This window comes from Pseudomonas sp. URIL14HWK12:I12, assembly GCF_003097135.1.
Classification (GTDB): domain Bacteria; phylum Pseudomonadota; class Gammaproteobacteria; order Pseudomonadales; family Pseudomonadaceae; genus Aquipseudomonas.
Genome location: NZ_QEQL01000002.1, coordinates 367,835 through 390,062 on the forward strand (window position 1 = coordinate 367,835; position 22,228 = coordinate 390,062).

The 22,228-nt window shown below is 61.8% G+C and carries 20 protein-coding genes, 4 tRNA genes and 1 riboswitch; of the genes, 17 read left to right on the forward strand and 7 right to left on the reverse strand.

Annotated features, from left to right (window positions below):
• The first annotated feature begins 23 nt into the window (after positions 1-23).
• The 4 genes from astA to F474_RS08795 all read left to right on the forward strand — a co-directional run bounded on the left by astA (position 24) and on the right by F474_RS08795 (position 3,773).
• Positions 24-1,040, forward strand: a complete 1,017-nt coding sequence (gene astA / locus F474_RS08780; RefSeq protein ID WP_097085518.1) for an arginine N-succinyltransferase — start codon at positions 24-26, stop codon at positions 1,038-1,040.
• Positions 1,041-1,103: 63 nt separating this feature from the next.
• The gene (gene astB, locus F474_RS08785; RefSeq protein WP_097085517.1) at positions 1,104-2,447 is read left to right on the forward strand and encodes an N-succinylarginine dihydrolase; all 1,344 of its coding nucleotides are present in this window, start codon (positions 1,104-1,106) and stop codon (positions 2,445-2,447) included.
• An 18-nt stretch (positions 2,448-2,465) separates the two neighbouring features.
• Complete coding sequence (locus tag F474_RS08790; protein WP_097085516.1) at positions 2,466-2,759, forward strand: topoisomerase II; 294 nt, start codon at positions 2,466-2,468, stop codon at positions 2,757-2,759.
• Positions 2,760-2,795: 36 nt separating this feature from the next.
• Positions 2,796-3,773 (forward strand): succinylglutamate desuccinylase, encoded by a 978-nt coding sequence (locus F474_RS08795; protein WP_097085515.1) that lies wholly within the window; start codon positions 2,796-2,798, stop codon positions 3,771-3,773.
• A gap of 100 nt (positions 3,774-3,873) precedes the next feature.
• Here F474_RS08795 and F474_RS08800 read toward each other — a convergent pair whose 3' ends face one another.
• Positions 3,874-4,374 carry a 6,7-dimethyl-8-ribityllumazine synthase gene (locus F474_RS08800; RefSeq protein WP_097085514.1) on the reverse strand — a complete coding sequence of 167 codons (501 nt, stop codon included), beginning with the start codon at positions 4,372-4,374 and terminating at the stop codon, positions 3,874-3,876.
• An 84-nt stretch (positions 4,375-4,458) separates the two neighbouring features.
• Positions 4,459-4,604: riboswitch (FMN riboswitch) on the reverse strand.
• A 293-nt stretch (positions 4,605-4,897) separates the two neighbouring features.
• Between F474_RS08800 and alaS the strand changes: the two genes are divergently transcribed.
• From alaS to F474_RS08835, 7 genes are all read left to right on the forward strand, one after another.
• On the forward strand, positions 4,898-7,522 hold the full coding sequence (gene alaS, locus F474_RS08805; protein WP_097085513.1) for an alanine--tRNA ligase: 2,625 nt from the start codon (positions 4,898-4,900) through the stop codon (positions 7,520-7,522).
• A gap of 97 nt (positions 7,523-7,619) precedes the next feature.
• Positions 7,620-8,855 carry an aspartate kinase gene (locus tag F474_RS08810; RefSeq protein ID WP_097085512.1) on the forward strand — a complete coding sequence of 412 codons (1,236 nt, stop codon included), beginning with the start codon at positions 7,620-7,622 and terminating at the stop codon, positions 8,853-8,855.
• Positions 8,856-8,976: 121 nt separating this feature from the next.
• Entirely contained in the window at positions 8,977-9,165 is a 189-nt protein-coding gene (gene csrA, locus F474_RS08815) for a carbon storage regulator CsrA (protein ID WP_097085511.1), read from the forward strand.
• Between the two features lie 61 nt (positions 9,166-9,226).
• Positions 9,227-9,317, forward strand: a tRNA-Ser gene (locus F474_RS08820).
• A 142-nt stretch (positions 9,318-9,459) separates the two neighbouring features.
• Positions 9,460-9,536, forward strand: a tRNA-Arg gene (locus F474_RS08825).
• A 74-nt stretch (positions 9,537-9,610) separates the two neighbouring features.
• A tRNA-Arg gene (locus tag F474_RS08830) sits at positions 9,611-9,687 on the forward strand.
• Between the two features lie 135 nt (positions 9,688-9,822).
• Complete coding sequence (locus F474_RS08835) at positions 9,823-10,452, forward strand: DUF998 domain-containing protein (RefSeq protein WP_097085510.1); 630 nt, start codon at positions 9,823-9,825, stop codon at positions 10,450-10,452.
• Here the strand turns inward: F474_RS08835 and alkB are convergent.
• Both alkB and F474_RS08845 read right to left on the reverse strand, forming a co-directional pair.
• Entirely contained in the window at positions 10,437-11,096 is a 660-nt protein-coding gene (gene alkB, locus F474_RS08840; RefSeq protein ID WP_097085509.1) for a DNA oxidative demethylase AlkB, read from the reverse strand. The genes F474_RS08835 and alkB overlap by 16 nt on opposite strands.
• A gap of 7 nt (positions 11,097-11,103) precedes the next feature.
• Positions 11,104-13,626, reverse strand: a complete 2,523-nt coding sequence (locus F474_RS08845; protein WP_097085508.1) for a penicillin acylase family protein — start codon at positions 13,624-13,626, stop codon at positions 11,104-11,106.
• Positions 13,627-13,843: 217 nt separating this feature from the next.
• On the opposite strand from F474_RS08845, the gene F474_RS08850 reads away from it, so the two are divergent.
• From F474_RS08850 to F474_RS08860, 3 genes are all read left to right on the forward strand, one after another.
• On the forward strand, positions 13,844-14,083 hold the full coding sequence (locus F474_RS08850) for a hypothetical protein (RefSeq protein WP_097085611.1): 240 nt from the start codon (positions 13,844-13,846) through the stop codon (positions 14,081-14,083).
• A gap of 174 nt (positions 14,084-14,257) precedes the next feature.
• Positions 14,258-14,599 carry a ribonuclease E inhibitor RraB gene (locus F474_RS08855; RefSeq protein WP_097085507.1) on the forward strand — a complete coding sequence of 114 codons (342 nt, stop codon included), beginning with the start codon at positions 14,258-14,260 and terminating at the stop codon, positions 14,597-14,599.
• Positions 14,600-15,100: 501 nt separating this feature from the next.
• A complete protein-coding gene (locus F474_RS08860; protein ID WP_097085506.1) occupies positions 15,101-15,835 on the forward strand; it encodes an amidotransferase in 735 nt (244 codons plus the stop codon).
• Here F474_RS08860 and F474_RS08865 read toward each other — a convergent pair.
• The 3 genes from F474_RS08865 to F474_RS08875 form a co-directional block, all read right to left on the reverse strand.
• Positions 15,813-16,784, reverse strand: a complete 972-nt coding sequence (locus F474_RS08865) for a magnesium and cobalt transport protein CorA (RefSeq protein ID WP_097085505.1) — start codon at positions 16,782-16,784, stop codon at positions 15,813-15,815. The genes F474_RS08860 and F474_RS08865 overlap by 23 nt on opposite strands.
• A gap of 30 nt (positions 16,785-16,814) precedes the next feature.
• The gene (locus F474_RS08870; RefSeq protein WP_097085504.1) at positions 16,815-17,558 is read right to left on the reverse strand and encodes a 1-acyl-sn-glycerol-3-phosphate acyltransferase; all 744 of its coding nucleotides are present in this window, start codon (positions 17,556-17,558) and stop codon (positions 16,815-16,817) included.
• Between the two features lie 74 nt (positions 17,559-17,632).
• Positions 17,633-18,328: a crotonase/enoyl-CoA hydratase family protein gene (locus F474_RS08875; protein WP_097085503.1), complete on the reverse strand. Its 696-nt coding sequence runs from the start codon at positions 18,326-18,328 to the stop codon at positions 17,633-17,635.
• Positions 18,329-18,535: 207 nt separating this feature from the next.
• Between F474_RS08875 and F474_RS08880 the strand changes: the two genes are divergently transcribed.
• A tRNA-Ser gene (locus F474_RS08880) sits at positions 18,536-18,625 on the forward strand.
• A 46-nt stretch (positions 18,626-18,671) separates the two neighbouring features.
• Here F474_RS08880 and F474_RS08885 read toward each other — a convergent pair.
• Positions 18,672-19,616, reverse strand: a complete 945-nt coding sequence (locus F474_RS08885; RefSeq protein WP_097085502.1) for a LysR family transcriptional regulator — start codon at positions 19,614-19,616, stop codon at positions 18,672-18,674.
• A gap of 112 nt (positions 19,617-19,728) precedes the next feature.
• Here F474_RS08885 and F474_RS08890 point away from each other — a divergent pair, with 112 nt between their 5' ends.
• Together F474_RS08890 and F474_RS08895 are read left to right on the forward strand one after the other, a co-directional pair.
• Entirely contained in the window at positions 19,729-21,228 is a 1,500-nt protein-coding gene (locus F474_RS08890; RefSeq protein WP_097085501.1) for a CoA-acylating methylmalonate-semialdehyde dehydrogenase, read from the forward strand.
• A gap of 254 nt (positions 21,229-21,482) precedes the next feature.
• On the forward strand, positions 21,483-22,217 hold the full coding sequence (locus F474_RS08895; protein ID WP_097085500.1) for a gamma-glutamyl-gamma-aminobutyrate hydrolase family protein: 735 nt from the start codon (positions 21,483-21,485) through the stop codon (positions 22,215-22,217).
• Positions 22,218-22,228: the final 11 nt, after the last annotated feature.

Sequence of the window (22,228 nt, forward strand, 5' to 3'; positions counted from 1 at the left end):
AGGGCCAGCCCTTAGGAGAAAGCATGATCGTTCGCCCTGTGCGCGGCAGTGACCTGCCAGCGCTGATCGAGCTGGCCCATGGTGCCGGTGCCGGCACTGGCCTGACTACCTTGCCCCCCAACGAAACGCGGCTGGCCGAGCGTGTTGCAGCCGCGGAAAGAACCTTCCGCGGCGACGCCGACCGTGCCGACGCCGACTACCTGTTCGTGCTCGAAAGCGACGGCGGCGAAGTGGTCGGTATCAGTGGCATCATCGCTGCGGTGGGCCAGCGCGAGCCCTGGTACAACTACCGCGTCGGCCTGACGGTCAACGCTTCGCGCGAGCTCGACATCTACCGCGAAATCCCGACCTTGTTTCTGGCCAACGACCTGACCGGCAACTCCGAGTTGTGCTCGCTGTTCCTGCGCCAGGACCTGCGCACCGGCCTCAACGGCCGTTTGCTGGCCAAGGCGCGGCTGCTGTTCATGGCGCAGTTTCCTGAGTTGTTCGGCCGCCGCGTGATGGCCGAAATGCGGGGGATGAGCGATGAGACCGGCCGCTCGCCGTTCTGGGAGAGCCTGGGCCGGCACTTTTTCAGGATGGAGTTCAGCCAGGCCGACTACCTCACCGGGGTTGGTAACCGCGCGTTCATCGCTGAGCTGATGCCCAAGTTTCCGCTGTACACCTGCTTTCTCTCTGAGGCCGCACGTGCGGTCATCGGGCGGGTTCACCCTGAATCGGAACCGGCCCTGGCCATGCTGGAAGCCGAGGGCTTCAGCTACCAGGGCTACGTGGATATCTTCGATGCAGGCCCGGCGGTGGAGTGCGAGACCGCGCGTATTCGCGCCGTGCGCGACAGCCAGGTGTTGATCCTGGCCGTGGGCACCGCAGGCGAAAGCGCGGCGCCCTACCTGATCCACAACCGCCTGCGCGAAGAGTGCCGCATTGTCGCCGCCCCCGCACGGGTGGCCGCTGGCACTCTGGTCGTGGACCCTGCCACTGCCCAGCGCTTGCGCCTGTACCCCGGTGACCAGGTGCGCGCAGTGCCGCTGGCGGGTTGAATACCCGGCGAGCGGGCCGCAAGAGCCTGTCGCCTGATCAGAAAAAAGACCGGAGCGGCGCCGATGAGAGCGTTCGAAGTCAATTTTGACGGCCTGGTGGGGCCTACGCACAACTACGGCGGCTTGTCGTGGGGCAACCTGGCATCGCAGAACAACTGCCAGGCCGTGGCCAACCCCAGGGAAGCCGCCCGCCAAGGCCTGGCCAAAATGAAGGCCCTGATGGACCTGGGTTTGCTGCAGGGTGTGATCCCGCCCCAGGAGCGCCCGGACGTGGCGGCCTTGCGCAGGCTTGGGTTTGCTGGCAGCGATAGCCAGGTGATCGAAAAAGCCGCGCGCCAGGCCCTGCCGTTGCTGGTGGCCAGCAGTTCGGCATCGAGCATGTGGGTGGCTAACGCCGCAACCGTCAGCCCCAGTGCCGATACGAGCGACGGCCGTGTGCACTTCACCGTGGCCAACCTCAACTGCAAATTCCATCGCAGCCTTGAGCACGACATCACCGGCCGCCTGCTGCAAGCGATGTTCAATGACCCTGCGCACTTCGCGCACCATCCGGCGCTGCCCGCGGTGCAGGCGTTCGGCGATGAAGGGGCTGCCAACCACGGGCGCCTGTGCGCCCACCATGCAAGCCCGGGCGTGGAGTTGTTCGTCTATGGGCGCAGTGCCTACGACGGGCGCAAGCCGTCACCGCTGCATTACCCGGCACGCCAGACGCTCGAAGCCTCCGAGGCCGTGGCCAGGCTGCACGGCCTGAAGGATTCCGGGGTGGTGTTCGCCCAGCAGAACCCCCACGTGATCGACCAGGGTGTATTTCATAACGATGTGATCGCCGTGGCCAATGGGCCGGTGCTGCTGCATCACGAACAGGCGTTCGTCGACAGCGACCAGGTGCTCGAGGCATTGCGTGCGCGGCTTGCCGAGCGAGGTGGCCAGTTACTGCCGATCAGCGTGCCGAGCCAGCAGATTTCGGTGGAGGACGCCGTGCGCTCCTACCTGTTCAATAGCCAGTTGCTGACCTTGCCCGGCGGCGGCATGTGCTTGCTGGTGCCCGAGGAGTGCCGCCAGCATGCAGGGGTTTGGGGGTATCTGCAGCAGCTGCTGGCCAGCGGTGGGCCGATTACCCAGGTGCTGGCCTTTGACCTGAAGCAGAGCATGCGCAACGGCGGTGGCCCAGCCTGCCTGCGGCTGCGCGTGGTGCTCAACGAGAAGGAGCTGGCAGCGGTCACGCCAGGGGTTATGATGACCGCGCAACTGCACGAGCGGCTCGACCTGTGGGTGCAGCGCCATTACCGTGATCGCCTGGGCGAAGCGGACCTGGCCGACCCTCAATTGCTGCACGAATGCCGAACGGCGCTGGATGAGCTGACCGCGATCCTGGGGATCGGGTCGGTCTATCCCTTTCAACGATGACCAGAAGGGAACGAACACATGGCTGATGCACTGCGCCTGATCCTCGAAGACGACGACGGCACCCAGTTGGAGACCTCCTGCACACGCATGGCGGTGGTGTGGCAGGGCAAGGAGCTGTGGATTCAGCAGGATGGCAGTGGCCAGTTGCTGATAGGGGTCGATGTCGAGGATGGCGACACCGAATACGCCAATCTGGTATTGCGGCCGATGGCCACCAACCTTGTGAGCCTGCAGCTGGAAATGGAGCCGGCCGATGCCGGGGACGACGATGACGGCCATGTACACGGCCCTGATTGCGGTCACCATCACTGATCGGTTCCCCGGCTTACCGGCACAAGGATTCGCCCGATGCTTTCACTCGGCAAGCTGCTTGAACTGACGCTGGCGGGCCGGGAGCCCGCCCAGCAGACCCAGATGACCGTGGCGGGCACTCGCCTGCGTTGGCTGGCCGAGGGGGCGCTGGAGATCACTCCAGCGGCCTCCCGTGATTGCGGGCTCGATCTGTTGCTCTCGGCAGGGCTGCACGGTAACGAGACCGTTCCGGTCGCCCTGCTCGACGAACTGATTCACGCCATTGCCCGAGGCGAGCTGCACCCTCACGCACGGGTGCTTTTCCTGTTCGGCAGCCCCGGTGCGCTGCGCCGGGGTGGCCGTTATCTCGAACAGGACCTCAACCGTTTGTTCTGTGGGCGCCATGAGCTGTCCTCGGGCCCAGACGCCATCCGTGCAGGTGAGCTCGAAAGGTTGGCCGAAAGCTTTTTCGCCCAACCGGGGCGCGCACGGCTGCATTACGACCTGCACACCTCTATGCGCGCTTCGGCCATTGGCCCTTTCGCCATCTGCCCCTGGCGCGAGGGGCAGAGCACACCACGCCAGCAGTTGGCTCGGCTGGCGGCGCTGGGCATGCGCGGGGTGCTTTATCACCGTGCCAGCGTGCCGACCTTCAGCGGTTACAGTAGCCAGCACTTGGCGGTTGACGCGTTCAACCTGGAGCTGGGCAACCTGCCAGCGAGCCACACGTTCTATGAAACGCTGGAGCAGCGCCTGCGTGGGCTAATCCAGGGTGAGGGGGCTCAGCCGAACGAATCACTGGCCGATGAGCTTCAGCCTTATCGCGTGGTGCGCGAAATCATCAAGCACAGCGACGGCTTTCAATGGCGCCTGAGCGAAGATCTCGAGCATTTTGGCGAGTTGCCGCGCGGCACGCTGCTGGCTGTGGATGAAAGCAAGCGCTGGCTGGTGGAAGAGGAGGGTGAGCGGCTGGTGCTACCCAGTGCGCGCGTGCGCAATGGAATGCGCGCGGGTTTGGTGGTGGCGCCGCTTTGATCGATATCGACCGGCCTGCACCTTCAGAAGCGAGGCGCCCTCCCGCAGCGTGAGCCGTATTGCTCACGCGGGAGGGCGGCTGGCCGGGCGGCGGTTTGGCTCAGACTGCAACTTTCTGCGGAAGAGTCAGGCGGCGCAGGTTGCGGATTTTGGCCAGTGTATCGGCACAGGTGCGGGCCGCTTCCTGGCCCTTGAGCTCGAAGTGGCGGAAGAAGTAGTCGTGATGTTCCTTGCCGTCATGGAAGTGGTGCGGGGTTAGCACCACCGAGAACATCGGCACTTCGGTTTCGAGCTGCACTTGCATCAGCGCGCCGACCACGGTCTGCGCGACGAAGTCGTGGCGGTAAATGCCACCATCGACCACCAGGGCCGCCGCGATGACCCCTGCGTAACGGCCGCTGTTGGCAAGCAGCTTGGCGTGCAGAGGAATTTCGTAAGCGCCGCCGACTTCAAAGAAGTCGATGTCCTGCTCTTGGTAACCCAGCTGGGCCATTTCGGCGACGAAACCCAGCCGGGCTTGATCGACAATGTCTTTGTGCCAGCAAGCTTGAACGAAAGCGATGCGTTCGTGATGCTTGCTGTCGATGGAAACGGGTTGCATGGCGAATCTCCTGTTCATAAATGAAACAGGGCATCGGATCGAAAGGGATCTTAAGGGTACGCCGGGGCGGCCCTTGGGCGTGAATCCCGTTCTCTCTTCATCCGGACTGTAACCGTCGGCCCCGGAATCACACCGGCTCTGCTGACCTCCCCGTGGGGGAGCGCTCGCGGGCTAGGCGTTGGTACGCCATTACCGCCGGTGGGGACTCTCACCCCGCCCTGAGAACGTTGCCGCACACGGTGCGGCGGAGCAATTATTACCATAGTTTTCAGCACGCTGCACAGCATCGGCCACGCCCGTCGGCGGCTGCGCTAGACTCATGTCTCGCATTCACGCGGGGGTCGCCACGAATCGTGGCGCTGGCGAACACGCCAATGTCGCGGGCAAAAGTCCCTGTGTAAAACTATGGTCTCGATCGTACAAACTCGCTGTACCCAGCCGACAGGGCCTATATAATGCGGCCCTTTGCCGTCGATCCGACGTTCAGCCCACGCCCTGGGCCGCAGTCTCCGTGGAAGAACCTATGAAAAGCGCAGAAATCCGTGAAGCCTTCCTGAGCTTCTTCGAAGAGCAAGGCCACACCCGTGTCGCCTCCAGCTCCCTGATTCCCAACAATGACCCGACCCTGCTGTTCACCAATGCGGGCATGAACCAGTTCAAGGACTGCTTCCTGGGCCAGGAAAAGCGCGCCTACACCCGCGCGGTCAGCAGCCAGAAATGCGTACGCGCCGGCGGCAAGCACAACGACCTGGAAAACGTCGGGTACACCGCTCGCCATCACACCTTTTTCGAAATGCTGGGTAACTTCAGCTTCGGCGACTATTTCAAGCGTGACGCCATCACCTTCGCCTGGACGTTCCTGACCGGCGAGCAGTGGCTCAAGCTGCCCAAGGAAAAGCTCTGGGTCACCGTCTACGCCACCGACGACGAAGCCTACGACATCTGGACCAAGGAAATCGGCGTGCCAGCAGAGCGCATGGTACGTATCGGCGACAACAAGGGCGCGCCGTATGCTTCCGACAACTTCTGGACCATGGGCGACACCGGCCCCTGCGGCCCGTGCACCGAGATCTTCTACGACCACGGCCCGGACATCTGGGGTGGCCCGCCCGGGTCCCCAGAAGAAGACGGTGATCGCTACATCGAGATCTGGAACAACGTTTTCATGCAGTTCAACCGCACGGCCGATGGCGTGTTGCACCCCTTGCCGGCACCTTCGGTCGACACCGGTATGGGCCTGGAGCGGGTGAGCGCCGTGCTGCAGCACGTGCACTCCAACTATGAGATCGACCTGTTCCAGAACCTGCTGAGCGCCGCGGCCCAGGCCATTGGCTGCAGCAACGAGGGGCAGCCTTCGCTCAAGGTTGTGGCCGACCATATCCGTTCTTGTGGCTTCCTGATCGCCGACGGCGTGCTGCCGTCCAACGAAGGCCGCGGCTATGTCCTGCGCCGCATCATCCGCCGCGCCTGCCGCCACGGTAACAAGCTTGGCGCCACGGGCAGCTTCTTCCATCGCATCGTTGCTTCGCTGGTGGCCGAGATGGGCGAGGCGTTCCCTGAGCTCAAGGCGCAGCAAGGGCACATCGAGCGTGTGCTGAAAGGCGAAGAAGAGCAGTTTGCCAAAACGCTGGAGCAGGGCCTGAAGATCCTCGAGCAAGACCTGGCCGAGCTCAAGGGCAACGTCGTGCCGGGCGAAGTGGTGTTCAAACTGTACGACACCTACGGCTTCCCGATGGACCTGACCGGCGACATCGCCCGTGAGCGCCAGCTGACGCTCGACGAGGCAGGTTTCGAGCGTGAGATGCAGGCCCAGCGCGAGCGTGCCCGTTCGGCCAGCGCGTTCGGCATGGACTACAACAGCCTGGTCAAGGTCGACAAGGACACCGTGTTCACCGGCTATCGCGAGCACAGCAGCGAAGCGACCGTGGTAGCACTCTACCAGGCCGGCCAGGCGGTCGAAGCACTGGCCGAGGGCGAGGAGGGCGTGGTGATTCTCGATCAAACGCCGTTCTATGCCGAGTCCGGGGGGCAGATCGGCGACCGCGGTTACCTGCAAGGTGCCAACTCGCGCTTCGAGGTACGCGACACCACCAAAACCGGTGGCGCTTTCCTGCACCATGGTGTGATCACCCTTGGCACTCTCAAGGTGGGCGAGAAGGTCGGCACCCAGGTCGAGGCGGCGCTGCAGCAGGCCACCTCGCTGAACCATTCGGCAACACACCTGTTGCACGCGGCGCTGCGTATCGTGCTGGGCGACCATGTGCAGCAGAAGGGCTCGCTGGTGGATTCGCAGCGCCTGCGCTTCGACTTCAGCCATTTCGAGGCGATCAAACCTGAGCAACTGCGCCAGATCGAAGACATCGTCAACGCTGAGATTCGCCGCAACACACCGGTGCAAACCGAAGAAATGGACATCGAGAGCGCCAAGCGCAAGGGCGCCATGGCACTGTTCGGCGAGAAGTATGGCGAGAGCGTGCGGGTGTTGACCATGGGCGGCGATTTCTCCGTAGAGCTCTGTGGCGGCATCCATGCCAAGCGCACCGGCGACATCGCGTTGTTCAAGATCATCAGCGAAGGCGGCGTGGCGTCTGGCGTGCGCCGTATCGAAGGCATCACCGGGGCCGCAGCGCTGGCCTGGGTCAACAGCGCCGAAGACCAGCTCAAGGAAGCGGCCAACCTGCTCAAGGGCAGCCGCGACAACCTGGTCGACAAGCTCGGTGCAGTGCTGGAGCGCAACCGCCAGCTGGAAAAACAGCTCGAGCAGTTGCAGGCCAAGGCCGCCAGCGCAGCGGGCGACGATCTCGGCGCACAGGCGCTGGACGTCAAAGGGGTCAAGGTACTGGCTGCCCGTCTCGATGGCGTGGATGGCAAGGGCTTGCTGGCGCTGGTCGACCAGCTCAAGAACAAGCTTGGCCAGGGTGTGATCCTGTTGGGCGGCGTACACGAGGGCAAGGTGGTCCTGGTGTCGGGGGTATCCAAGGAGCTGTCGGCCAAGGTCAAGGCAGGCGATTTGATGAAGCAAGCCGCTGCTGCGGTTGGCGGTAAGGGCGGCGGCCGCCCTGACATGGCTCAGGGCGGTGGTGTCGATATCGATGCCCTGGACGGCGCACTGGCGCTGGCGGTGCCTTTTGTCGAGCAGGGGCTTTAAGCAGCTGGGCAGCAGCCGGTGTTATCGCGCCGGTGCTGCGGCCAGGCTGGGTTTGATAGTTCAATGGGCGCCCTTCACGGGCTGAGGCGGCAATAAGATGGCTTTGATCGTACAAAAATTCGGGGGCACCTCGGTCGGGACAGTCGAGCGGATCCAGCAAGTGGCCGAGAAGGTCAAGAAATTCCGCGCTGAAGGTCACGATATCGTGGTGGTGGTGTCGGCCATGAGTGGCGAAACCAACCGCCTGATCGGCCTTGCCACGCAGATCAGCGAGCAGCCCAGCCCGCGCGAGCTGGATGTGATCGTCTCCACAGGCGAGCAGGTCACCATCGGCCTGCTGGCGATGGCGTTGATCGAGCGCGGCGTCCCTGCTGTGTCCTATACCGGCAACCAGGTGCGCATCCTGACCGATGACGCGCACACCAAGGCGCGCATCCAGCAAATCGACGACCAGCGCATCCGCGCCGACCTCAAGCAGGGCCGGGTCGTGGTAGTGGCCGGTTTCCAGGGCGTGGACGAGCAGGGCAATATCACCACGCTTGGCCGTGGAGGTTCCGATACCACAGGCGTTGCCCTGGCAGCAGCGCTCAAGGCCGACGAGTGCCAGATCTACACCGATGTCGACGGGGTTTACACCACCGATCCGCGCGTCGTTGCACAAGCACGGCGGCTGGAGAAGATCACGTTCGAAGAAATGTTGGAAATGGCAAGCCTCGGCTCCAAAGTGCTGCAGATTCGCGCCGTGGAGTTCGCTGGCAAATACAACGTCCCGCTGCGCGTGTTGCACAGCTTCCAAGAGGGTCCTGGCACCCTGATCACCATCGACGAAGAGGAAACCATGGAACAGCCGATCATTTCCGGCATCGCTTTCAACCGCGACGAAGCCAAGCTGACGATCCGTGGCGTGCCTGATACCCCGGGCGTTGCGTTCAAGATCCTCGGCCCGGTGAGCGCGGCCAACATCGAAGTCGACATGATCGTGCAGAACGTGTCGCACGATAACACCACCGACTTCACCTTCACTGTTCACCGCAACGAATACCTCAAGGCCCAGCAGGTGCTTGAGACGACCGCGCGTGAAATGGGAGCGCGAGAAGTGATCGGCGACACCAAGATCGCCAAGGTGTCGATCGTTGGCGTAGGCATGCGGTCGCACGCAGGTGTTGCCAGCCGCATGTTCGAGGCACTGGCCAAAGAGAGCATCAATATCCAGATGATCTCGACGTCTGAGATCAAGGTCTCGGTGGTCATCGAAGAGAAGTACCTTGAGCTTGCGGTGCGCGCACTGCACACCGCTTTCGAGCTGGACGCCAGTAACAGCCAGGCTGAATAAGCCAGCCTTGTCCTTGGGCGCGCCTTCTGGCGCGCCCTTTGTTTTTGTGCTGCTACCGGGCAGCCATCGCATTGTTCGCAGACGTGTCGGTTACCGACTGTTGTACGTAGGAGAGTAGTAAATGCTGATTTTGACCCGCCGCTGTGCGGAAAGCCTGGTGATTGGCGATGGCGAGATCACCGTGACTGTGCTGGGTGTGAAGGGCAATCAGGTGCGTATTGGTGTAAATGCGCCCAAAGAAGTCGCGGTTCACCGCGAGGAAATCTACCAGCGCATCAAGAAAGAGAAAGACGAAGAACCAAGCCTTTAATTTTTATCGATTTTTAGTTTGCAAACGGGGAGGAAGCTGGTTAATATACGCCCCGTGTTGCGGAGAGGTGGCCGAGTGGCCGAAGGCGCTCCCCTGCTAAGGGAGTACACCTCAAAAGGGTGTCGGGGGTTCGAATCCCCCCTTCTCCGCCATTATTCAAGGCTGTAGTGTAGAAGCGCAGTGGTTGGGCGCGAAAGAAGGCTGAGTCATAATCCAAACGCTAAGTGATTGAAATCACTAAGAAAAAGATTTGACAGGCTCTTAAAAATCTCTACAATGCGCCACACGAAATACGCACTCGTAGCTCAGCTGGATAGAGTACCCGGCTACGAACCGGGCGGTCAGAGGTTCGAATCCTCTCGAGTGCGCCATATCAGAAGTCAGCTAACCTTGGTAAGGTGGCTTCAGATAAACCAGTGGTGATCTGGTCTAAAACTACCAACACGCACTCGTAGCTCAGCTGGATAGAGTACCCGGCTACGAACCGGGCGGTCAGAGGTTCGAATCCTCTCGAGTGCGCCATATCAAAAAGCCCGCATCCTTTGATGCGGGCTTTTTCTTTGTCTGCCGAAAAATGGGCGGCAATAATCCCCGCGTTGTGCTGCCCATGCTGCTGTTGTAAGGTCTGGTCCCCCTTTTCAACGGACGTTACCCGTCATGTTCTTCAATGGACGCACCCCGGCCTATGCGGTGGGCCTGATCATTCCTTTCTGGCTGCTGCTGGGTCTGTTCATCACTGGCCAATTCTACCCAGGCTACAGCCATATCAATCAGGCCATGAGCGCTCTAGGGGCCGTAGGCGCCCCGACCCGAGGCATGTCTGCATTGCTGAACAATTATCCGCTGGGCTTGTTTTTCATCATCTTTGCCTTGGGCGTGGTCTTTACCCCGCAACTGCCGAAGCTGGGCAGGTTCACTGGCGTATTGATCGGCGCCCATGGCCTGGCCAGTTTCTTCGCTGGCTATTTCCCCTGCGATGCCCTGTGCAAGCCAGCAGAGCCTTCCACCTCGCAGCTGATCCACAATACAGCGGGGTTTGCCATGTTGCTGACGCTGCTGGCCGCCAGTGCCCTCTGGAGCTGGCTGGCGTTTCGCGCCCAAGAACGATGGTTCGGTTTCTGGTCGATCATCCTGACCTTTGCCACGGTCGCGTCCATCCCATGGATGGCCGCCGCTGCGCAGATGGACACCAGTTTTGGCCTCTACCAACGTTTCAACTATTTCAGCCAGGTGATATGGGTGGCGGTGTTCGCCTGGATGCTGATCCGCCGTCAGGCGCGTGCCTGACGAAACGTCAGGTTGATCCGCCGCGCGCCCAGCCTAGGGTGCATGGCAGGCGCAAGTGGCATCACGCCGTGAAAGCGCAGGCGGTCCGCGCCGCCCCATACCACCACGTCCCCGTGCGCCAGTGCGATGCGCAGTGCTTTGTCGCTGCGCTGATGGCCCCCCCAGAGAAACACCGCGCCGATACCCAGCGAGACCGAGACGATGGGCGCGTTCAGGTCGCGCTCGTCGCGGTCCTGATGGAGCCCCATGCCGGCACCCGGCCGATAGTGGTTGATCAGGCAGGTATCTGGGGCGAAGCCTTCGTAACCAGCGGCGGCGGCAGCGTTGCCCGCCAGGGCGGCGAACATCGCCGGCATTGCCGGCCAGGGCCGGCCGCTGTCGGGATCGAAGGCCGTGTAGCGGTAACCTCGTGCATCACTCACCCAGCCCAGAGCCCCGCAGCTGGTGGTGCCCACGCTCATGCGCCCGCCCCCTGGAGTGCTCAACTGCCGCAAAGGCGCTTGGGCGCGAATGGCAAACAGCTCGGGGTAGAGGGCCTCTGCCCAGGGTAGGGCGAAGCCTGGAAGGTGCCAGGCCGCCTCGCCGAGCGCAAAGGGTAGGCCTGGGGGATGCTCGACACCTGCGAACAGGTCGAGGGTGTGCATGGTCAGCTCACTTGCCGGGCACCAGAGTCAGGCGCTGGGTGCCATAGGCCTTGTCGAAGTTCTGAGGCTGCATCGGGAAGGTGACATAGCGCCCCTTGAGCCAGGCATCGATGCCGTCGGCGTAATGCGGGCTCGCCGGGTTGCCCGACTGACCGGTGCTGTTCACGCCCATCATCGGCTCAGGCTGGCCAAAATCCACAACGATTCGCATCGCCGGAATCAGCCACGCGTCGAAGTTACTGCCCCCCCAATGCCAAGCGGATGCGTTCAGTGTGTCTTGGTCGCCGCCAGCAGGGAAGGGGCCACGGTTGAGATAGCCGCTGAGCGCCGAAAGGCTGGCACGTTGCGTGGTGTCGAGCCAGGGGGCCAGTTTGCTGCTGTCGCTGATGAAGCTGTATTGGTGCAGCTTGCCCCACTGCCACGCCTGGCGGTCGCTGCCAAGTTGGGCCTCGCCAGCGCGCACTGCGGCGGCGAGGCTTCTTGCCAGGATGGTGGGTTTGTCTTCTTTCTGCGGGGTGCGCGTGTCGTCCCAGAAAGGGCTGTCGTCACGGCCGAGCAAATGATCGGCCTGCGCCGAGTAGCTGGTGTCGGCATTCGCAACGAAGGCCTTCCAGCTGGGGCTGTCTTCAGGCCCTAACTCGTCGAGGAAGATCTGCTTGCAGCTTTCCTGCAGAAACAGCTCGTACAACGCGGCGTCGGCGGATGTCGGGCTGAGGTTGCCGTTGAACGCCATCAGCCGGCTCAGTGCTTCGCGCGCGCGGCCACGGTCGGCTTCCGGAAGCGCTTCAATCGCCTGTTTGAGCGGGGCGGCCATGCCTGGAGCCTGGAACATCTGCTGCAGCTTGGCGGCGAAGGTGGTGGTCTGGTCGTACTGCATGGCGATCATGCTGCGGGCATCCTGCTTACCAGCGGAGGCCAGTTGAGCCAGGCGTTCACTCCGCGCAGGGTAGTACCATGAGCTGGACAACTGCATGCCGTAGCCGGGCTGCACCGTACGCTGGTTAGCGGTGCCCAGCCAGCCTTGGGCTGGGTCCTGATCATAGGGGTGCAGCATCGCATCGGCGTAGCCGTCCCAATCGTACTGGCCAGACCACCCGGGCGAGGGCACCAGGCCTTTGCCATCCTTGCGATTAGGGTAGCGCCCGGTTACCTGCCAGCCGATGTGCTGAGCGTCGGCGAACACCAGGTTCAGCGCCACGGCACGGATCTCACGGCTGGCGTCGAAGGCTTTGTCGACGCTGGCGGCGCGGGTCAGGTCGAAGAAGGCGTCGAGGGACTTGTCACCTTTGAAGTCGGGAGTTTTCAGGGCGAGGCCGTAACGGCTGGTAACGCCCAATGGCTGCACGTCGAGCTTGCGCTCACCCAGGGCGGGGTTGAGCAAGGGGCCGTGGGCTGTGGAGTAGACTACTTCGCGTACGGGCTTCTCACCCTTGATGAAATAGGTTTCGTTGCGGGCGACGGCTGGCCGCCACTGGCCGTTATCCAGGTACATCAGGCGGCCGTTATCGCGTTTGAGTTGTTCGAGGAAAACATCCTGGTTGTCGCCCATCACCATCGTCATGCCCCACGCCAGCTTGCCGTTGAAGCCTGCTACCACAGCGGGCACGCCTGCTAGTGTGATGCCGGCAGCCTGGAATTTCGGCGAGCGAAGTTGCACGAAATTCCAGGCCGATGGCAGGCCGATCGGCAGGTGGGTGTCGTTGGCCAGCAGGCTTTTGCCGCTGCGGCTTCGAGCGGGAGCGAATGCCCAGTTGTTGGACGCGGCCAGGCCGCTTTGGCCCAATGCTGCGAGTTGCTCGCGCACGGCGTCGAGGCTGGCGAACTGCCCGGCCAGATTCAGCCCCTTGAGTTTGTCGGCCTCACTGAATGGCAGGGCCTCGTCAGGGTAGATCGGCAGCAGCCAGGCGAGCTTGTCGGCCCCGACCTTCTGCGCCAGCACCAGCGAGTTGAGCTCTTCCTGAAGGTTGCTGGAAAGGCTGAAATTCATCAGGCAGAACAACAGTGCAGAGTCTTCAGGCTTCCAGTATTCAGGGGTGTAGCCTGCTTCGGCCAGGTCCATCGGCAGCTTGTCGCGGTAGCGGAACAGCCAGGCGTTCACGCCGCGGGCGTAGATTTCGAAAAACTGCTTCATGCGCGGAGAGGCGGCAGCGTAGAGCTCGCTGGCGCGGCTTTTGAGATCGACCGTTCGCATGAAACGGTCGACGTCCAACGCCGCAGGGCCAGCCAGCTCCGAGAGCCTGCCCTGGGCGAGCAATCGCATGCTTGCCATCTGGCTGATCCGGTCACTGGCATGCACGTAGCCCAATGCGAACAATGCATCATGGAAATTGCTGGTTTCGATCAGCGGCATGCCCAGGGCGTTGCGGCGCACAGACACGTTTTGCCCCAGCCCAGTCAAGGGCTGTACGCCCTGCGTCGGCGGAAGGCTGCCTTGGTAGCGGTCGTCCATCCAGCTCTGGCAACCGGCAAGGCCCAGCAAGCTGCCGAACACCGCCACTGAGGCGAAACGGGAAACAAAGGCGCGCGACATGAGGGCTCCTGCGCAGGGGGCAAACGGGAAGGCGCTAAGGTAGTGACGTGACAGGCGCCGCGCAAGCGGGGCGGCGAGGATATTTATGGCCTTCCATCGCATGGGGTTGGGCGCCATGCATAGCGCTGGAACAACCGGCAGGGCCCGTGGGTCAAGAGTAGGACAACAGCCGCCATCGTGGAGGCTGTCCGTCCTCATCCTGTGGAGGGAGATGCCGATGAAAGAGTGGGAGATCACCTTCGTTGATCAGAAAGGCGTACCCACCCGCCTGCCGATCCGCTCCGAGCAGTGCCCCAGCGCTGAAGAGGCGGCATTGGCGATCCGAGCGCACCTGTTCCCGGTGATCGAAAAAGCCGACCTCAACGATTTCGAGGGTCGAGTCACCGCTCCCACGGCCAAGTGGCTGGAGGAGCAGAATGGAGTGAAGATCACTTCCATCCAAGAGATAGCTGCCTGAGCCGGATCCCGCTACAGTGAAGGCAAGCCCGGCGCGCGCCGGGCGTTCCTACCCTTCAGCCACTCGAACCGCGCAACACGTACCTCGCAACATGCAACGCCCTGCACGAACCTCGTAACAGGAGGCCCACGGAACACTGAAAGCCCTATCCATAGCAACCTGGGAGGACGTTTCATGAGCAATGCCTATTCCGAAGACGTCAGCACAGCCGTTCTGCGCCGTATGAAAGAAGGTGGTTTCGACTTTGCCAGCATCCACCCCATTGAGTTCTATGCCACGTTTCCCGATGAGGGCACCGCACGCGCGGCGGCCGGTCAGTTCCGTGGCGAGTCTCTGAACGCACAGGTGCATGAGCGCGAGGAGGGAGGCTGGCACCTGGAGTTGTCGCGCTTGATGTTTGCCACTTACGACGGCATCGATGAATTCGAACAGGATTTCGCCAAGGTGGTAAGGCCACTGGGAGGCGAGTTCGAAGGCTGGGGTGTCAAACAGCGGGTACGCAAGCTCAACGCCTGACCCGCGTGGCGTGAAAGAGGGCCGGCATTGCTGGCCTTTTTTATCGCTGGCGTTAGCCGAACCAGCGTCCCAGGTTGGGAATGATCAGCACCAGGGTGGTGGCAAAAACGATTAAGCTCGCTTGGCGAATTTTGGGATGTTTGAACATGGCTGCATGCCTTCATTGTTGTTATTGCCTGCCCGTGCTGGCCCATCCGTTCTAGGCCGCAGGTGCTGAGCATGATGCATAACGTGTCGCAAGCCCCCGTTTACGTGGCCTCACCCCTTTACTGTAAGCATGAATCGTCACGCGGCTTAGAGCGGTTTGTACGCACTAATAATGTTTTTCATGCCAAAGTCTTATGGAACGATAACTTGAGGCGTTGCCACTCTCATGCTAGAGCCGCTCCAGCAGGCCGTTCGGGCTATTGACCGTTCGTCAGCCCTTGCCAGCGCGTCGCTTTCGTTGCAGGCTTTGGCGGTTTTTGTACGGGCCTTGCCCGCCAACTTGAGAGGCCGCCCATGCCATTGCGAATCTGCATCCTGGAAACCGACCATATCCGCCCTGAGCTGGTGGAGCGTTACCGGGGCTATGGCCATATGTTCACGCAGCTGTTCAAGCGCCAGCCGATTGCTGCTGAGTTCGAGATCTTCAATGTAGTAGACGGCCGCTACCCCGAGCTTGGCCAGCCCTATGACGCCTACCTGGTCACCGGCAGCAAGGCCGACTCTTTCGGCGACGACCACTGGATTGCGCCGCTCAAGGACTTTCTGCTCGCTCGCTATGCAGAAGGCGCCAAATTGTTGGGTATCTGCTTTGGTCATCAGCTACTGGCATTGACGCTGGGCGGCAAGGCTGAGCGAGCCCATCAGGGATGGGGCGTAGGTACCCACCGCTATAAAGTCGGCCAACCTACTGCTTGGATGACGCCTGCGGCGCAAGGCCTGACGCTGCTGATCAGCCATCAGGATCAAGTCACCCAGCTTCCCGAGGGCGCGACAGTGGTCGCCTCTAGCGAATTTTGCCCGTTCGCGGCCTACCAGCTCAACGACCAGGTGCTGTGCTTCCAGGGCCACCCCGAATTCGTGCATGACTACTCGCGTGCACTGCTGGACTTGCGCCAAATGCACCTGGGCGATGACGTTTATGCCGCCGCAATGGCCAGCCTGGCCCATGACCACGACGGAGCAACGGTGGCCGAGTGGATGATGCGATTTGTAGCTGCTGGAAGCACTAAAGCCAACCAGAGCGCTTGAAAATCGCGAACAAACCGCAGCAGCCACCGCCGATCACCCCCAATACGGCGAAATAGCCGTAGTGCCAGTTGAGCTCGGGCATGTACTGGAAATTCATGCCGTAGATGCCCGCGATGGCGGTAGGCAGCGCAAGAATGGCAGCCCAGGCAGCGAACTTGCGCTGGGTGATGCTTTGGCGCGCAGACTCCAGCAGCATGCCGATCTCGATGGTCTGCCCGGCGATGTCACGCGCCCCTGCAAGGTCTTCCATTTGCCGGTTGACGTGGATCTGCACGTCGCGAAAGTAGGGCCGCATATTCTTGTCAATGAACGGGAACGTCAGCCTTTGCAGCTCCTCGCTGATCTCCACCATCGGCGCCAGGTAGCGGCCCAGGCGCAGCAGCTCCCGTCGCAGTTGGTGGAGTTGGCGGATATCGTCCTCGGGCGGATGACGAGACAGCACCTGACGCTCCAGTACTTCGATCTCCTGATGGATCGCCTCGGCAACAGGGTGGTAACACTCGGTCACGAAATCCAGCAGGGCGTACAGCACGAAGTCTTCGCCGTGATCCAGCAGCAATGGGCGCGCCTCGCAACGTTGACGAACCTGCGCGTAGGAAGCCGAGTGCCCGTTGCGGCACGTCACCACGTAGCCTTTGCCGGCGAAGATATGGGTTTCGATGAATACCAGCACGCCATTCTCACGAACGGGCGAATAGGTCACGATGAACAGCGCATCCCCGAAGGTTTCCAGTTTGGTGCGGCTGTGGCGTTCAAGTGCATCTTCGATAGCCAGCTCGTGCAGGTTGAACTGGGCTTGCAACGTGGCCAGAGTTTGCGCATCGGGCTCTTCCAGGCCTATCCAGACAAAGTGGCCGGGTTCCTTAGCCCACTCCCGCCCTTGATCGATTGGAATGTCACGAAGTTTCTTGCCGGCGGCATACACCGCCGAGGCAACCACTCTGCCCATGCTGGCCCGCCCTTTTTATAAGTGTGGAGCTTAAGATCGAACAGGCGCGACGGAGTTCTGTGCCGCCGGCGCAGAAAGATGATCGATACAGAACTGCATCTGCTCGCGGCAGCGCGCCATCAACTCAGGCACATCCTTGCTGGTCATGCCCTGGGTCGGGATTGGCGGCAGTGATCGTACGCGAAGCTCGCCGCTGCGCCAGCGATTGAAATTCAACCGGCCACGGTAGCGGCTTACGCACAGCGGAACGATGGGAACGCCCGCTTCGATGGCCATCTGAAAGGCGCCTTTCTTGAAGGGAAGCAGCGTTTCGCCGGCGTTGCGCGTGCCTTCCGGGAAAATCCAGATCGAGGTGTTCTGCTCAGCCAGTACCCGTGAGGTGGTGCGCAGCGCACGGCGGGCCTGGTAGGCGTTTTCGCGGTTGAGCAGCACGTTGCCGCCCAGCCAGAACAACTGGCCGAACAGCGGTACCCATTTGAGGCTTTTTTTACCCATGCAGGCCATGCGACGGGGCACCACGGTGCCGAGCAGGAACAGGTCCCAGTTCGATTGATGATTGGCGATGATCACGCACCCGGGAGGCTGGTCGTGCAGGGGGCCGACCTCGGCTTCGAGCTTCAGCCCCAGAATACGTAAGGCTGGGTGGCTGTACAGGCGACCGTAAAGGCGGTTGTTGTCGGGGTTGAATGGCCGCAGCATGCCAATGATCAGGCCGACGAAACCGACGAAAAGAAAATTCAGGCCCACCAGGACCATGCGGAGCAAATAAAGCATCGCGCGCCATACCTTTGTGCTGAAGGCAGGAAGTGTACGGTCGCGCGCCGCTGGCGGCAAATGAACGGCAGGATTCAGGCGGTGAGAAGCTGCTCGCGGTCGAGCACGATGGCGTGGTCGAGTGCTTCGAGCAAAGCTTTGCGCACTTTGCGCTTGGTGGCTGCATGAGCATTGCGGTTGAGATGCGAAAGCTTCACCGCCACTTCCTCGGCGCGTTCCTGGAAGCGTGCTGGCTCAACCACCTCGTCGAGAAACCCTGCAGCGACCGCGGCCTGGGGGTTGAACATCTCGGCATTGTTCACTGCGCGTTCGAAAGCCGCGGGCTGCAGGCGCGCGCGCGCCAGCGCGATACCCGCATGGTGCATGGTCATGCCGATCATCACTTCGTTCAGGCCAATCTGAAATGGGCCCTCGATGCCGACGCGGTAGTCGCCGCACATCAGCAGGAAGGCGCCCTTGGCAATGGCGTGGCCGCTGCAGGCCATCACCACCGGTGCCGGATGGGCGAGCAGCCTGCGCGCCAGCGCCGAACCGCTGGCGACCAGCTCGGTGGCCTGGGCCATGCCGGCCCCCATGACCTTCAGATCGTAGCCTCCGGAAAACACACCGGCTTGCCCCGTGATCAGCACAACGGCGTCGTCAGCTTGTGCGCGGTCAAGGCACTGATGGAAAGCGGTGATCACCTCAGGCGACAGGGCGTTGACCTTGCCATTGTTGAGCATCAAGGTGGCGACGCCGTCGTTGAGGCGGTAATCGATCAGGTCGGTCATGGGAGGTGCGTCCGTTCCAGGGCAGTGTGGTGCGTGACGTTACCCATCGCCAGCGTGCAGGTAAAGCACCAAGGCTGACCGCCCGGTCACAGGGCCCTTGCAGGGGCGCTGGTTAAGCACATGAAAATTCTGCAAAAAAACCTTTGCCATCAGCACAGCTTTCGACTACATTAGCGCGCCTCGGTACAGCAAGCCTGTGCCGAACCCGGTGAAGTGTCCGAGTGGTCGAAGGAGCACGCCTGGAAAGTGTGTATACAGGAAACTGTATCAAGGGTTCAAATCCCTTCTTCACCGCCACATTAGCGAAACCCCTGAAGCCTCCTGCTTCAGGGGTTTTGTGCTTTCAGGGCATTGGAAAACCATTCCCGAGTTTTTCCCGCAGATACCCCACCAGTGCCGTCACCGCCCGCGGTACCTGTGGGGAATAAGGCCTGATCAAGTAGATCTCACCTGCAAAGGCCCCCCTGAGCCGCCACCCCGGCAGCACTCTGCGCAAGCTGCCAGCAGCCAGTGCCGCGTGTGCGCTGAAATCCGGCAGCAGGGCAATACCGATATGGTTGAGGGCCGCATCACGCAGGGCTTCGCTGTTATTGGTGGCAAAGCTTCCGCTGATGGGTACGGTGACTCGCTCGGCGTCATCTGCATTGCCGGCGCTGCGCTCGAACGTCCATGCGGGCTGGTCGGCTCCTCGGGGGTAGTAGAGGCAGTTATGCCCGCTCAGGGCCTGGGGCGAGGCCGGCTCACCGTAATCGGCCAGGTACTGCTCGCTGGCCACCAGCACCGACGCGGTGTCGCAGAGCTTCCAGGCGACATGGGTCTCGGGCACCTGAAAGCTGTGGCGCACCGCCAGGTCATAACCTTGCGCGGCAATAGAGCTCAGAGCGTCGGATACGTCCAACTGGATGCGCACCTGAGGGTACAACGCGAAGAAGCCTGCAAGGTGCGGCACCAGTTGCTGGCGGGCGAAGGCGACCGGAGCGGTCAGGCGCAGCAGGCCACCGACGGCGCCGGCTGAGTCACGAACTGTCCGGAAGCTCTGCTCAATGTGGGCGTAGGCACCTCGCACTTCACGGGTAAGCGCCGCGCCCGCTTCGGTGAGCCGGACGCTGCGGGTGGTTCGAGTGACCAAGGAAGTCCCTGCAGCGCGCTCCAGGTCGCTGATTTTCTGGCTCACCACCGACTTGCTTACGCCCAGGCGGGTAGCAGCTGCGGTGTAAGTGCCTTGGTCCTCAAGCACCGCCAGCCAATGAATGTGCGACCAGAGGCCGTCGACCTGCACACGATCCATAGGGTTATTGTTCTCCTGAGCGCACAATGAGTTCTGGATTCTGCTCTCGTTAAGAACAAATTCCAACGCTATCGTGGGCACATCGCCCATCGACAGCTGAGGGAAAACCGCCATGAGCACCACCATCGAGCATTACATCGACGACGCCCGCGTCAGCCGTGACGACCGCTACCAGGATGTCTACAACCCCGCCACCGGTGAGGTCACCGGGCGTGTGGCATTGGCGAGCGCCAGCACCGTCGATGAAGCCGTGGCTGCGGCACGTGCGGCGTTCCCCGAGTGGAGCGATACTCCGCCCATTCGCCGTGCCCGCGTACTGTTCCGCTACCTGCAGCTGCTGCAGGAGCGCAAGGACGACCTTGCCCGCATCATCACCGCCGAGCATGGCAAGGTGTTCACCGACGCCCAGGGTGAGGTAGAGCGTGGCATCGATATTCTGGAATTCGCCTGCGGCATTCCACACCTGCTCAAAGGGGACCACTCCGATCAGGTATCGCGTGGTATCGACAACTGGACCGTGCGCCAGCCGCTGGGCGTCGTGGCCGGTGTCACGCCGTTCAATTTCCCGGTAATGGTCCCCATGTGGATGTACCCGATCGCCATCGCAGCCGGTAACACCTTCGTGCTCAAACCCAGCCCTACCGATCCGAGCGCGTCGTTGTTCATGGCCGAGCTGTTGCGCGAAGCAGGGCTGCCCAAGGGTGTGTTCAACGTGGTGCAAGGTGACAAGGTCGCGGTCGATGCGCTGCTTGAGCACCCGCACGTCAAAGCGCTTAGCTTCGTAGGCTCGACACCGATCGCGCAGTACATCTATGAAACTGGCGCCCGCAACGGCAAGCGCGTGCAAGGGTTGGGCGGGGCGAAGAACCATATGGTGGTCATGCCCGACGCGGATATCGAGAAAACCGTCGATGCCCTGATGGGCGCTGCCTATGGCAGTGCTGGCGAACGCTGCATGGCCATCTCGGTGGCGGTGCTGGTCGGGGATGTGGCCGATAAAGTGGTAGAGGCGCTGGCCCGACGTGCGGCCGAGCTGCGTGTGACCGACGGCCGTGACCTCAAGGCAGAGATGGGGCCCATCGTCAGCCGCGCGGCGCATGAGCGCATCACCGGGTACATTCAGCAAGGCGTTGACGCGGGGGCTAGCCTGGTGGTGGACGGCCGGGGCTTCAAGCCAGCCGAGGCGGGGCTTGAGAACGGCTTCTGGCTGGGGGCGACCTTGTTCGATCACGTTACCCCGGAAATGGCGATCTACCGTGAAGAGATCTTCGGCCCTGTTCTGGCCTGTGTGCGCGTGCCGGACTTCGCCGAAGCCGTACGCCTGATCAACGAACATGAGTTCGGTAACGGTGTGAGCTGCTTCACTCGCGATGGCAACGTAGCCCGCGAGTTCTCGCGGCGTATCGAAGTAGGAATGGTCGGCATCAACGTGCCGATTCCGGTGCCTATGGCCTGGCACGGCTTCGGCGGTTGGAAGAAGAGCCTGTTCGGCGACATGCATGCCTACGGCACTGAGGGTGTGCGCTTCTATACCAAGCAGAAGTCCATCATGCAGCGCTGGCCAGAAAGCATCGAGAAAGGCGCAGAGTTCGCGATGCCCGTGGCCAAATAGGTTGCGTGCACCGTGGCACCGCCAAGCCCCGAACGGTATGTGCCCTTCGGGGCTTGGCATTTGTGTGTGGGAATATTTGCCGGGTGCGAGAGCTTTTGTTTAGTATGTTTTACATCTTATGAGGCTATCAGCCGAGATTGGGTCTTGGACGGCTATTATCGGGCCTCTTCGATTGAGATATTTTACAAACAACAAGCCTTGGCGGTGCAATCGTGACCAGTGCAACAGCTTCGCGTGATAAACCGGTCGTGCTCATGACCATGGGGGCGCAGGAGCGCAAGGGCCATCCGTACCAGGTGATGACCCACAAGTACATCACACCTCTGGTAGAACTTGCCGGCTGTGTACCGTTGCTGGTGCCCACCTGCTGCGGCATCGACGACCTCCAGCAATACCTCGCCTTGGCAGATGGTGTGTATCTGACGGGCGCCGGCTCGAATATCGACCCTGCGCACTACGGTCAGGAAAACCTTACCCCAGAAAAACCCCAGGACCGTGATCGCGATAACTTCGACCTGCCGTTGATCCGCGCCGCCCTCGAGCGGCGTGTGCCACTGTTCGGCATCTGTCGCGGCATGCAGGAAATCAACGTGGCCCTGGGCGGCGACATCCATCAAAAACTCTACGCTCAGCCAGGGGTGATGGATCACAGGGAAAACCCTGACGCCCCCATCGCCGAGCAATATGGCGACAGCCATAGCGTAAGCCTGGCCGCCAATTCCTGGTTGGCCGATGCGCTGGGAAGCACTGAAATTCGCGTGAATTCACTGCATGGCCAGGGCATCGCCCGGTTGGCTGCAGGCCTTGAAGTCCTTGGTCGCGCGCCGGACGGGGTCATCGAGGCCTTCGGTGGAGAAAGCCTCGCGTCGTTTCTGCTTGCGGTGCAGTGGCACCCTGAGTGGCTGGCGGCAAGTAACCCGGTGTCGGTCAAGTTATTCCAAGCCTTCGGTGATGCGTGCAGAGCCTACAGGGCTGAACGTGGCCTTTGAGCTGGTGAGCC